Source organism: Deinococcus pimensis DSM 21231 (assembly GCF_000519345.1).
Taxonomy (GTDB): domain Bacteria; phylum Deinococcota; class Deinococci; order Deinococcales; family Deinococcaceae; genus Deinococcus_A; species Deinococcus_A pimensis.
In genome coordinates this window covers 270,630-281,556 of record NZ_KI912675.1, presented here as the reverse complement: position 1 = coordinate 281,556, position 10,927 = coordinate 270,630, and the positions used below count along the sequence as shown (strand labels likewise).

Below are 10,927 nucleotides of genomic sequence, written 5' to 3'. Positions count from 1 at the left end.
GCGTCCCTTGCTGCGCACGAAGTCCTGCGCGAGGCGAGTCTTGCCGACCCCCGGGTCGCCCGTGAGGTAGATCAGCTTGCCGGCGGTCCAGGCGTCCTCCAGTTGCGCCCAGGCGGCTTCACGGCCGAGCAGGGTGGGTGGGCGCAGCACGCTCACCGGAAGCTGCGTCGGGGGCGTGACGCTCACCGTGTCGTCCGCGGCGGGTAAGGTGCCCTGGTCGATCTGCCGAGCGAGCCGCGCGGTGTCCGTGGACGGTTCGGCGTTCAGTTCGCGCTGCAGCACGCTCTTGCAGCGGTGGTAGGCGCGCAGGGCGGCCGGACGGTCGCCGTTGTGGTAGTGCAGACGCATCAGGGTGCGGTGCGTATCCTCACCGAGCGGGTCGAGGACGAGCAGACGTTCAGTGAGCGTGATCGCGTCCGCCCACGCGCCTTGCTGCTCGTGACGGTGCGCGCCCGCCCGGTAGGCGTGCGCGCGCCGCGCGTCCGCCAATTCACGGCGGGCGAGCAGCCACTCGTGCAGGTCAGGGCACGCGTCAAAATCGACGCCGTCGAGCAGTGCGTTGGTCGGAAGTGCGCGCGCTGCGTTCTCGTCGGTGAGCGCGTTGACGTCCGTGGTGAGGCCGTCCGTCAATGACAGCGGATCGCCCGCTTTGGTCACGTCGGCGCCGCAGGCGCCGCGCAGGCGGCGTAGCAGATGCAGCAAGTTGTTCTTGCCGGTCGCGACAGGAGTGCCCGGCCAGAGCAGCGTGACCAGCCGCGCACGCGACGTTGGACCTTCGAAGGCGAGGTAGGCGAGGAGCGCGGCCGTCTTGCGCTCGCAGGGCACCACCCGACCGTCGGGCGCGACGAGACGTGGCCGTCCCAGCAACTCCAGCCGCCACCCGGGTGAGCGTGAGGGCATGCCGTCACATTATCAAAATGCGTGTCCCGGACGTGAGTTTCTCGCTCGCTCAGCGGGGCTCGTCGGACGTCGCGTCCAGAATGGCGCGGGTGACGGCGTTGCCGTGCAGGAACGCGTCCCGAGCGTGGTGAGGGACGTGCCGCTCGCTCGTCTCGTCCAGCCAGCGCCGCGCTTCGTTGAGCGCCGCGTTCGCGTCGACGTGTCCGACCGCGCACCGCGCGTCGTGCAGTGCGAGCAGCACCTCACCACGCGTCATGTCCGCGGGCGTGACCTCCTCCAGCAGCCGGGCGGCGCGTTCAGCGTGCGCGAATGCGTCGGTGCCGCGGCCCAACGTCAACAACGCCCGGGTCAGACGGACCTCAGCGGTGAGTTCATACTGCCCCAGCTCATGCGCGCGGGCGATGGCCAGCGCGTCCTGCGCGTGCCGTAGCGCTTCGTGCGGTGTCGACGCCTCGGCGCGGACCAGCAGGAAGCGCGCTCGCCAGAGGGGCCGGTCGATCTCATCGAGCAGCGTCCGGGCGGAAGCGAGCAGGTCCGCGCCGTCCTCGCCACGCGTCACAGCGAGCCGGGCGAGACTCAGCAGCGGCCGCAGACGATACGTGCCTGGCAGTTCCGGAAGGTTGAGGGCGGCGCGCATCAGGTGCTGCGCGCGCTCGACGTCACCGAGGGTGAGCCACACCTCGCCTTCGCACGCGCCGTAATACGCGGGCAGCCAGACGCTCAGCTGCTCTCCCTGCGCGCGGGCCCGCGCGAAATGGGCGAGCGCGGCGGTGTACTCACCGAGATCGGCGTGCGCCAGCGCGAGCAGCGCGTGCCCGGTCGGGCTGCNCCACAGGCCCGGCACGTCCTGCNCGAGCGTCCGCGCGCGCACCAGCACCCCGAGCGCCTCACGAACCCGCCCGAGGTCACACAGACACACCGAGAGGTTGCGCAACGCCACGGGTAGGTTCGCGTTGTCCCCGAGACGTTCCAGCAGTGCACAGGCACGACGATGAACCGCCTCGGCGTCACGATGCCGGTCCTGATGGTCGAGCACCACGGCGAGACTGCTGAGGTTGCTCGCCAACGCCGCCGTATCCCCCAGCGGCTCCAGCCGCGCGACCGCCTCACCAAGCGCCTCGAGCGCTTCCATCATGCGGTCCTGCGCCCAGCACGCCGCGCCGAGATCCGCCAGGAGGTCGGCGTGCACTTCCGGCGCGCTCTGGCTCTGCCCTTCGAGGGCGACGAGTCCGCGCCGCGCCGCGACCTCCGCGCGGCGTCCTTCGCCGCACGTGACGAACAGTTCCGCCTGCAACTGCCAGGCCCGCGCGATGCCCACGGGTGAGCTGGCCTGCTCAAGCAGGATGTTGATCACACCCTGCCGAGCTTCACGGTCGTCATGTGCCGCGAGGGCCCGCGCCGCCCGTACCCACACCTCGAACGCCTCGTCCGCGTCACCCTGAGCGTGCAGCAGACGCGCCGCGTGATCGAAGTGAGCCGCCGCCTCACGAAGGCGAAGCGACGCCTGCGCCGCGCGGGCGGCGCGCAGCAGCCACGGGGTGGCCTGCGTGTCCAGCCCGGCGTCCAGCCAGTGCTGCGCGATCACGGCGGGCGGCGCGTCGTGCTCCGCGAGAACACGCGCCGCCGCACGCTGCAACAACCGTCGCGTCGCACTTGGAATGTCCAGCAGGATCGCCTCACCGATCAGGTCATGCGCGAACCGCTCACCTCGCACGATCTGCGCGGCTTCCAGCTCTTCCCACGCCGCGACCACCTCCAGCAGCGGCGCGGACAGCATGGCCGCGACGAGCTCCGGTGAGAAGTCACGCCGCAGCACCGCGCTCGCACGCGCCGAGTGCACCGCGATCCTCGACAGCCGCGACAACCGTCGGGTGATCAGCACGCCCACCTGGTCCGTCAGGAACGGCGCGCTTCCCTCGCTCGAACTCACGTCAAGTAACGCCTTGACACTTTCGAGCACAAAGAGCGGGTTGCCGCCGCTCGCGCTGACAAGGCTTGCGGCGCGCTCCGCGTCGACCGTGACGTCCAGGTTCGCAAGCAGCGTCCGCACGGCGTCCTCATCCAGCGGGCCCACCTCGACCCACTCGGCCTGCCGCGCGTTCACCATGCCCTCGAAGACGGACCGCGTGAACGGCGACAGCTCGTCCGTGCGGTGCACCGCCACGAAGTGAGGCAGTCCCCCCGGTCGTCCAAGGGGGAACACCGCGTCGATCAGCACGAACCCCGCCTCGATGGTCGCGTCGTCGACGTACTGGATGTCGTCGAACAGGCAAGCGTCCACGTTCGTGAGCCCCACCTGAAAGACGTGACGGATCGCGTCGTGCAGCCGGGTGTCCGCGCTCAAGAGCGGCGACTCGCCAGGCCCGACGAGTTCCGGCAGCAACCACGTCAACGAGCGGCGCGTCCAGTCTGGCAGGTCGGGCTTCGCGAGGTCCAGCACGCGCCGCACGTTGCGCGCGGCCGTCGTGTAGGGCGCGAGATGATCGCCGGGCCGTCCTTCCAGAACCAGCACCCGACCTTTGCTGCTTGTGAAGTCGAGGGCGAGCCTGGACTTGCCCACGCCGGGCTCACCACGGACGATGATGAACCGCCCGGCCTGCCAGGCCCGCTCCAGCACGTCCCACTCACGCTGACGTCCAGCCAGGACGGTCGGCTGCGGCACCCGGGCGGGCGGCGCGGGTGAGGCGACGACCGGCACTTGCCCGCTCCGCTCGATCAGGAGCGCCAATTCCCGCGTTTCCTTCATGGGCTCGGTGCGTAACGTCCGGTTCAGAAGTTCGCGCAGATCCTCGTAGACCGCCAGTGCCTGCGTGGCGTGCCCGTCGAGGTACAGCAGCCGCATCACCCGGCGGTGCGCGCTCTCCGACAGCGGGTCGAAGGCCAGCGCGCGTCGCGCGGCCCGCACGGCCAAGTCATAGGCGCCCCGCGCTTCCAGCTCAGCCGCCCTTCCCAGGAGCAGGTGCGCGCGGCGCTGATCGAGCTGTTCACGTTGCACTTCCAGCCAGTCAGAGAAGTCGGGCATCTCCCCGAAGGTGTAGCCGTCGAGCAGGACGCCGTCGAGCACGTCCACGGCACCGTCGAGCATCTCCCGGACGTCCACCCGCACCTGCGGCGCGAGCGTCAGCGCCTCCGCGGCCAGCACGAGCTCCTCCTCATACGTGCCGTTCATCCGCCGAAGCAGCTGCACGAGGTTGTTCCGCGCCGCGACCTCCGACCGGTCCGGCCACAACAGGGTCGCGATGCGCGCGCGTGGTGCCGCACCCTCTAGGGCGAGGTACGTCAATAGCGCGAGCGGTCGGCCCTCACAACGGACTGCTCGACCCTCGGGCGCGGCCAACGCCGCGACCCCCAACACGGAAAGCCGCCATGCTCGCGACATGTTCATTCCAGCTCAACCTAGCGTAGGAGCACGGCGGCGCACGTGAAGGTCACGTTCGACCCGCACGCTCACCCCGATCCACTTGGACGCTTCGCCTGCCGACTGGGCAACATCTTGGTACCACGTATGGGTTAGTACCTTGACCTCACCGCGGTCACCGCGCCGTAGGGGAGGAACACCATGCGCACCAGACTGCTCTTGTCCGCCGTCACCTTGGCCCTCATGACCGCCGCGCAGGCCGCCAGTCCCACAGGACCCGTCAAGCCTGCCGGACGGACCGTTCAGGGCACCACGCCGCTCGACGGGCAAAACGCCCGTCCGGGACAAACGTTCACACTGGGCAAGCAGAGCCCACTCAACTTCACGCTGAAAAGCGCCGAGTACAGTACGGGCCGCGTCGTCATCGGCGAGAACGTCTACTACCCCAATGCCGATCAGAAGCTGCTCGTGCTTCGCTACACCGTCCACAACCCGCAGAAAAGCGCGGCGCGCTACTACTGGGCGGACCTGAAGTTCACCGCTGTGGACGCGCTGGACCGCAACCACGAGTTCATCGGGGCGGTCGCGCGCGACGGCACGACCGACAAGCTTGAAGTTAACCTCAAGCCTGCTCAGAAGGTGGACGTGGTGACCGCAATCGTGGTGCCCGCCGCAGGCCCAGTGCCCAAACTCATCGTGACGCGCGCCGGAGAAGCCAGTGTGCTGCGCTACGACCTCCGCACGCAAGCGAAAGCGTTGCCATCCGGGTTCGCGGACCCTGCCGACACGAGCGGCGCCACCGCCCGCTCCCAGGTGCCCGCACTCACCGGCAAGCTGATGCCGCTCAAGTGGTTCGACGTGCGTCTCGATGAAGCAACCTTCACGACGGACATGCTGGACGGCAAGACCCCGAGCGTGGGCATGCGCTACCTAACCGCGACATTCGTAATCAAAAACAACCTGTGGCGTGACGTGGAGTACGCTTGGAGCGACTTCAAACCGACCCTGAAGGACGCGGATGGCGAAAAGGTGGCGTACAACCAGGTGATGCTCAAGGCCAACCGCGACGAAAAAGCCGGAGGGAAACTGCCCAAAGGCGAGGAGGTCCGGGTGCGCTTCTATTGGGAGCTCCCGCAGAACGTCACGGGAGACAGCGTCCTCCTCACCGACGAGTCGGGTCGCGGCTTCGTGTTTGACGTCAAGCAGGCCCGATGACGCGGACACCACCCAGCCCTTCACCGTGACGCCAACGTCCCTGACAGGCACCCTCTAAGACGCGATTTCACAACCTTGCCAGCTTCCTAAAACAGATCAGTGCCAACGCCAGCAGATGAAGTGCTTCGAACTGCGAGGCGTACCGTTCGTACCGTAGGCGCAGACGCCGAAAGCCGTTCAGCCACGACAGTGTCCGTTCCACCACCCAGCGGTGTCGCCCCAATCGCTCGCTCGACTCCACGCCACGTCGAGCGAGGCGGGCGGTGATACCACGTTCACGACACGCCCGACGGCAGCGCCGAAGGTCGTAGGCCTTGTCGCCATGCACCTTGTCCGGGCGTCGCCTCGGACGCCCCGGACGCCCCATCCGAATCCCAGGAATCGCGTCCAGCGCTGCTTCGAAGCACACGCTGTCGTGACGGTTCGCCCCCGACAGCACCAAGCCCAGCGGTATGCCCTGCCCGTCCACGACGAGATGCCGCTTCGTCCCTGGGCGCCCTCGATCCGTCGGGTTCGGCCCGGTCAGGTCCCCTCGGCTCAGCGCCCTCACGCTCGCCGAGTCCACCGACGCGCGCGACCAGTCGACCGCGTTCTTGGACGCCAGCCCTTCCAGGACACGCTCCCAGACCCGCCGCCACAACCCCCGCGCTTGCCAGTCGCGTAAGCGCCGCCAGCACGTCACCCCGCTGGGAAAGCCCAACGCACGCGGCAGCGCTGCCCAGCGGATGCCCTCCCGCAGCACGCTGGTGTTGCCCGCCAGCGTCGCACGTGGATCAGCGAAAGGTCGCCCGCCGCGCGGCTGAACGGGCCTCGGAAGCAAGGGCTGCACGATCGACCACAGGACGTCCGGGACAAGCTCGTCAATCACGCGCCGACGCTACGAACTCACCATTAAAGTGAGGACGTGCACGCCATCTACCGTAACGTCGTGTTTGACCACGTCTCCCGCCCCGCATCGCCTGCGGACATCGCCAGCTTGGAAGCTGACCTTGGAGTCGCCCTGCCGCAGGAGGTCGTCGACTTCCTGTCGGTCGTGAATGGTGGGACGTGTGCGTTCTCGGTGGATGTCGACCTGGGCGACGGCAACAGGCGCACCGTCGCGTTGCAGGAGTGGCATGGGTTCGGCACCGTGACGACGTTCGAGCAGGCGCTCACCTTCACGCGAGCAACCTTTGGCGTTCCTCGGCCGGTCTTGCCCATTGCGAACTCGAACTGGCATGACTTTGTCTTCCTCGACTTGACCGAGGAGGGCGAGGGGCGAGTGGTGGTGTTCGTGATGGGCCAGCCCGCCTGGACGGGCTGGAACACCGAGTCGAAGTTCGTGACGGTGGCGAGCAGGTTGACGGAGCTGCTCGACCGACTGTACTTGGACGACGACACCGTGGAGATGCTGCAAGAGGATCTGGGGAACCGCGACGAGGAAGAGGATCAACGGATCGAGCGCATTTTGGACACGGGCCGACCTGGCTGGCGAACTGCCTGATCGCAGTCCAGGGTTGTGAAATTGCGTCTAAAGCGGACACAGCGCCCAAGCGTGACCTGCCAGTTTCCGAGGATCCACCATGACGCGTCACCACGTGGACCGACCCTGCAACTCACGGGCAGGAACGTGTCCAGCCCGACGTCAACAGGAGACATATGCACGCCATCGAACTCACCCGACCCGGCAACGCTTTCGACACCAGCGCCCTCCGGGACCTGCCCGAACCTCACCCGCCCGGCCCCCAAGACGTCCTCCTCAGCGTCGAATACGCCGTCATCAATCCCAGCGACTTCGTCTGCGCCCGTGGTACCTACCCCGGCATCACCTTCCCCTACATCGGCGGCATCGAAGGGCTCGGCCGAGTACTCGAACGTGGCGCTAACGTTGCGCACCTCAATATCGGCGACCTCGTGCTGCTCCCTCCCGAAACCGGCACGTGGCGCCAACGCTTCACTGTCCCCGCCGCCGACTTGTGGGCTCTGCCTGAAGGCGACGCCCAACAACTCGCGCAACCGCCGATCTCGCCACCCGCGTTCGTGAGGTGACACAGGGCGCTCTGATCCGACTGGCCTTCGACGCCGTCGGCGGAACCGCCACCGTGCGACTGGTCGACACCCTGGCGTCCGGAAGTACCCTCGTCGCGTACGGCGCGTTGAGCCAGCAGGCATACCAGCTCACCCCAGGCCAGCTCGGCGTTCGGGACATCCAGGTGCGAGGCTACTGGCTCCCACGCTCGCTCTCCCGCCTGACTGCTCAGGCGCGCCGCGACCTGTACACGGCCCTGGCACGACAAGTCAACGCGGGTCAGCTTCACGCGCCCGTGCACGCCACGTTCCGTCTCGAGGACCACAGGGAAGCCCTCGCGCTGGCCATGCGGGGCGGATTGGATGGAAAAATTTTGTTCGCGCCCGCAGCGCAGCCTTGAACCCGTCCCCCTCGAAGACGCACGCGACCCGACACAACTCGAGTTTGACCTTGCCTGAGTTTTGTGGACAGGGAGTCCTCCAGCATCCGTGCCATGGGCCGCCACGCGCGGAACTCGTCCGGCGTCCACCCGCAGCGCCGCAGCGCCGCCTCCACCTCCGGGGAGAAGATCACCGCTCACCGTCCCCGAGGTCCGGGCCGCCGGCGTACAGGTCCATGTCGACTTCCGCGCCGAGCGCGAGGATGCGCCGCAGGTCACGCGTGGTGAGCACGACGCCCCACATCTGGTCCTTGTAGCCCTTGTACACGACCAGCACCTCTCCACCGTGCAGCGGTCGCCTTCGGTGAGCGACCGGACGCGCTCCGCGTGAGGTTCGGTGACGTCGAGGAGTCGGGCGAGCTTGTCGTCCACCTCGCCGGGGCGCGTGCCGTACGCGTCGAGTTCCCACCCCTGACACTTGCAGTGTCCGCCGGGCCCAATCATGTCGTTCATCCGTCCCGACGTGGTGGGCGTCAGGCCCGTGATCCGCGTGATCTCGTCCGGGTCGACCTGCTCGCTGCGGATCAGCAGGGTCACGCGCGAGTAAGCCTCCGCCCGCACCCCCACCACCTCATGGCCTCCCAGGGCCGTGTGGATCATGACGACGAGGTGGTACGGCTCGCCCTCCACGGCGAAGTACACGTCGAACCCGTCCTCGCGCGCAACGACCGCCTCGGGTCGCAGTTCGCCGTCCTCGCGGCGCAGGGCGTGCGGTTCCAGGAACTGCCGCGTGACGATCCGCGTGGGGGTCGTGAGTTCCCGCACGGCCAGCTCGGCGGCGGCTTCCTTGCTCGTCACGCGCCGCGCCTAGGCGTGTCGAGTCGGGCGAGCAGCAGGGCCGCGAGTGGCCCGATCCCGAAGCTGAACAAGAGGCCGAGCGTCGCGCCGAGTGGTCCGCCCGACATGAAGCCCGCGACGACCCCTACCGAGAGGGCGAGCAACTGAAAGCTCAGCCTTCGCGCGCCGTTCCAGGGGCGTCGATAGAGGCTGCGGCCGAGCAGCAGTAGCAAGGCGGTGTTCCACGCGAGGTACACCGCGACGTGCGCGAGCGTCTCCGCCGTCGTGACGATCGGGATGGGCAGGACGTTCCACTGCACCCAGACGCCCGCCGGGAACAGCAGCGCGACACCCGTGAAGTCCAGCAGGACGTTCGCCGCGCGGCGGTCGAGTTCGTCACGGTACTCCTCGGGGGAAGTCATGCTCCGAGCGTACACGCCGAACCCGAGGCGGGCGTCGGCAGGTCCGTCTCGTCTCACCGTCCAGATGACGGAGGTGTCCGTCGTGGCGCGTGTGCTACGGTCCGCTCGTGCCGAGAAGCCTGAGCGTGACCGACTTCGAGCAACTCACCCGGCCCCTTGTGGGACAGCGCGTCAGCCGGGCGTACCGGGGTGGGGGGACGGCGTTGCTGCTCGACTTCGGTGCGCTCGTGCCGTTGCGTCCCCGTCCGGAGCTCGCGCTGTCCAGCGGTCGTGTCCTGCCCGCCCGGACGCCCCTCGTGGGCGAGTGGAGCGTGATGATCGAGTGGGACTGGCGGGTGGAGGGACCCAGGTCGGTGCTGTTGGGCAGTCAGAGTGGGGACCGCCGTATGGCGCGTGGCATCGCCTCGCTCGTCGGCGCTGAGGTTTCGGGCGTGACGCTCTCGATGCGCGTGCCGGAACTGCGGCTGGAGTTCACGGACGGACGCGCCGTGCAGGCCTTCGCGGCGGTGGAGACAAGGCCGCGGTGGGCGCTGTTCCTCCCGCTCCTCAGCGAGGACGGACACGACTCGTGGATTCACATGCGGCGCGGCCGCGCGGAGTTGGAGACGCGGGAGGCAGCAATCTTGAGCAGAGTGGCCAGGAAGAACCCGACATGACGACGTGGCGTTTCCTTGAGGACGCGGGTGGCTGGGATCTCATCTGGTTCGCCGTAGACGACGACGGCCACGTCGCAGCGGTCACGACCGCTGGATTCACCCTGCTTCCGGACTTCGTCACTAGCATCGACCTGTTTAATGACCTCTTCGACGTGGTCGAGAAGCTCCCGGGGCGTGGGAACGCCCGCGCGATGCAGGATCTTGACGAGGCGCTGCGGTACGACTCGTGGGAGGACCTGGCCGTGAGGGGGCTGTACACGTACGACATGGAGCAGGACGACGGCGACGGACCCACGCGGCTGGTGTTGCGCGCCGTGTACTTCCCATCCACTGCACTACACCTGATCGACCTCCCTCAGAACGCGCGGGACCTCCTGGAGGCGTGCCGCCTGCCGGGCGTGCTGTTTGCGTCCACGCCGGTCCTGCGGGTGGACGAGCCGCCACGATGAGCGTTCAGTCGCTGTTCTTCCTCGGGTCACCCGACGGGCTCGTCGCGCACTTCCTCTCCGGACCGCTGGACGACTTCGAACGCTGGTACGCCGCGTGGCTGGCGGAGGAGCCCGGCTTCCTCGACGACCGCGGACCCGAGGTGATCCGCGAGGTCAGGCAGGGCGGGCGAGACGCTCTGGCGAGCGCGAGCACGCGGGTGCCTTCGGTGGTGGACGAGGTGCTGTCGTGGTACTACGGGCTGTTCACGGACGTTCAACTGCCGCCGGACGCGTGGGTGCGGGCGGGCGTCTCGATGATCCGAAGGGACGAGTTCTTCAAACTCGAACGGGCCTTGGTGGACCGCGGCCTGATCGACGCGGCGGACCTCGTGACATTCATCCTCAAGGGCCGACCGGTGCTTCGCGACGCGGAGGTGCAGCCGTACGTGGAGAGCGATCCGCTCAGCCCACCCTCCCTGGCCTTCTGGACGCAGGAGGAGGTGGAGCGGCTGCACGACCTGCTCGGCGGTCTCGGTGAGGCGGAGCGGCTCGTCCTCGACCCCGGGTGGGGCGCGCTGCCCGCCCTGCTCGACGCGGTGAGCGCAGCGCGTGAACGGCGAACGGGCGTGGTCGTGGTGACTGGGTGAAGGGCATGACAGGAGCAGAGCGCTTCTACGCGGGCGACGACGTGCGTCTCCTCGTCGACTGGACGGGCGTGCGGCTC

Annotated in this window: 12 protein-coding genes and 1 pseudogene; 7 read left to right on the top strand and 6 right to left on the bottom strand. The window is 68.3% G+C overall.

Going from position 1 to position 10,927, the window contains the following annotated elements:
- Both DEIPI_RS34585 and DEIPI_RS36200 read right to left on the bottom strand, forming a co-directional pair.
- Nucleotides 1–900, bottom strand: a 900-nt coding sequence (locus DEIPI_RS34585; RefSeq protein WP_281173264.1) for an AfsR/SARP family transcriptional regulator, incomplete at its 3' end; no start/stop codon positions are given.
- A gap of 49 nt (nucleotides 901–949) precedes the next feature.
- Nucleotides 950–3,985, bottom strand: a complete 3,036-nt coding sequence (locus tag DEIPI_RS36200) for an ATP-binding protein (RefSeq protein WP_425387893.1) — start codon at nucleotides 3,983–3,985, stop codon at nucleotides 950–952.
- A 474-nt stretch (nucleotides 3,986–4,459) separates the two neighbouring features.
- Between DEIPI_RS36200 and DEIPI_RS0125275 the strand changes: the two genes are divergently transcribed.
- On the top strand, nucleotides 4,460–5,473 hold the full coding sequence (locus DEIPI_RS0125275; protein WP_027483622.1) for a hypothetical protein: 1,014 nt from the start codon (nucleotides 4,460–4,462) through the stop codon (nucleotides 5,471–5,473).
- Between the two features lie 67 nt (nucleotides 5,474–5,540).
- On the opposite strand, the gene DEIPI_RS37070 is transcribed toward DEIPI_RS0125275, so the two are convergent.
- Nucleotides 5,541–6,341 (bottom strand): IS5 family transposase, encoded by an 801-nt coding sequence (locus DEIPI_RS37070; protein WP_157464056.1) that lies wholly within the window; start codon nucleotides 6,339–6,341, stop codon nucleotides 5,541–5,543.
- Nucleotides 6,342–6,377: 36 nt separating this feature from the next.
- Here DEIPI_RS37070 and DEIPI_RS0125270 point away from each other — a divergent pair, with 36 nt between their 5' ends.
- From DEIPI_RS0125270 to DEIPI_RS0125260, 3 genes are all read left to right on the top strand, one after another.
- A complete protein-coding gene (locus tag DEIPI_RS0125270; RefSeq protein WP_027483621.1) occupies nucleotides 6,378–6,956 on the top strand; it encodes an SMI1/KNR4 family protein in 579 nt (192 codons plus the stop codon).
- Nucleotides 6,957–7,111: 155 nt separating this feature from the next.
- On the top strand, nucleotides 7,112–7,501 hold the full coding sequence (locus DEIPI_RS0125265) for an alcohol dehydrogenase catalytic domain-containing protein (RefSeq protein WP_027483620.1): 390 nt from the start codon (nucleotides 7,112–7,114) through the stop codon (nucleotides 7,499–7,501).
- A complete protein-coding gene (locus DEIPI_RS0125260; protein WP_045235137.1) occupies nucleotides 7,498–7,881 on the top strand; it encodes a zinc-binding dehydrogenase in 384 nt (127 codons plus the stop codon). The genes DEIPI_RS0125265 and DEIPI_RS0125260 overlap by 4 nt, the downstream gene beginning before the upstream one ends.
- A gap of 169 nt (nucleotides 7,882–8,050) precedes the next feature.
- Here DEIPI_RS0125260 and DEIPI_RS38445 read toward each other — a convergent pair whose 3' ends face one another.
- The 3 genes and pseudogenes from DEIPI_RS38445 to DEIPI_RS0125245 form a co-directional block, all read right to left on the bottom strand.
- Nucleotides 8,051–8,197 (bottom strand): hypothetical protein, encoded by a 147-nt coding sequence (locus tag DEIPI_RS38445; protein WP_157464054.1) that lies wholly within the window; start codon nucleotides 8,195–8,197, stop codon nucleotides 8,051–8,053.
- 38 nt (nucleotides 8,198–8,235) lie between these two features.
- Nucleotides 8,236–8,520: pseudogene (locus DEIPI_RS42340) on the bottom strand (DUF4279 domain-containing protein); the annotation flags it as partial.
- A gap of 194 nt (nucleotides 8,521–8,714) precedes the next feature.
- Nucleotides 8,715–9,119 (bottom strand): hypothetical protein, encoded by a 405-nt coding sequence (locus DEIPI_RS0125245; RefSeq protein WP_027483618.1) that lies wholly within the window; start codon nucleotides 9,117–9,119, stop codon nucleotides 8,715–8,717.
- 107 nt (nucleotides 9,120–9,226) lie between these two features.
- Here DEIPI_RS0125245 and DEIPI_RS0125240 point away from each other — a divergent pair, with 107 nt between their 5' ends.
- The 3 genes from DEIPI_RS0125240 to DEIPI_RS0125230 are packed head-to-tail and all read left to right on the top strand — an operon-like array spanning nucleotide 9,227 to nucleotide 10,850.
- Nucleotides 9,227–9,775, top strand: coding sequence for a hypothetical protein (locus DEIPI_RS0125240; protein ID WP_157464052.1), 549 nt, complete (start codon nucleotides 9,227–9,229; stop codon nucleotides 9,773–9,775).
- Nucleotides 9,772–10,224: a hypothetical protein gene (locus DEIPI_RS0125235; protein WP_027483616.1), complete on the top strand. Its 453-nt coding sequence runs from the start codon at nucleotides 9,772–9,774 to the stop codon at nucleotides 10,222–10,224. Before DEIPI_RS0125240 ends, DEIPI_RS0125235 begins: the two co-directional genes overlap by 4 nt.
- On the top strand, nucleotides 10,221–10,850 hold the full coding sequence (locus DEIPI_RS0125230; protein ID WP_027483615.1) for a hypothetical protein: 630 nt from the start codon (nucleotides 10,221–10,223) through the stop codon (nucleotides 10,848–10,850). Before DEIPI_RS0125235 ends, DEIPI_RS0125230 begins: the two co-directional genes overlap by 4 nt.
- Nucleotides 10,851–10,927: the final 77 nt, after the last annotated feature.

Bases quoted from the DNA above. Each gene is read 5' to 3' on its own strand.
- DEIPI_RS0125245 (WP_027483618.1), bottom strand. From the start codon at position 9,119: ATGACTTCCCCCGAGGAGTACCGTGACGAACTCGACCGCCGCGCGGCG.
- DEIPI_RS0125265 (WP_027483620.1), top strand. From the start codon at position 7,112: ATGCACGCCATCGAACTCACCCGACCCGGCAACGCTTTCGACACCAGC.
- DEIPI_RS0125235 (WP_027483616.1), top strand. From the start codon at position 9,772: ATGACGACGTGGCGTTTCCTTGAGGACGCGGGTGGCTGGGATCTCATC.
- DEIPI_RS0125275 (WP_027483622.1), top strand. From the start codon at position 4,460: ATGCGCACCAGACTGCTCTTGTCCGCCGTCACCTTGGCCCTCATGACC.
- DEIPI_RS0125230 (WP_027483615.1), top strand. From the start codon at position 10,221: ATGAGCGTTCAGTCGCTGTTCTTCCTCGGGTCACCCGACGGGCTCGTC.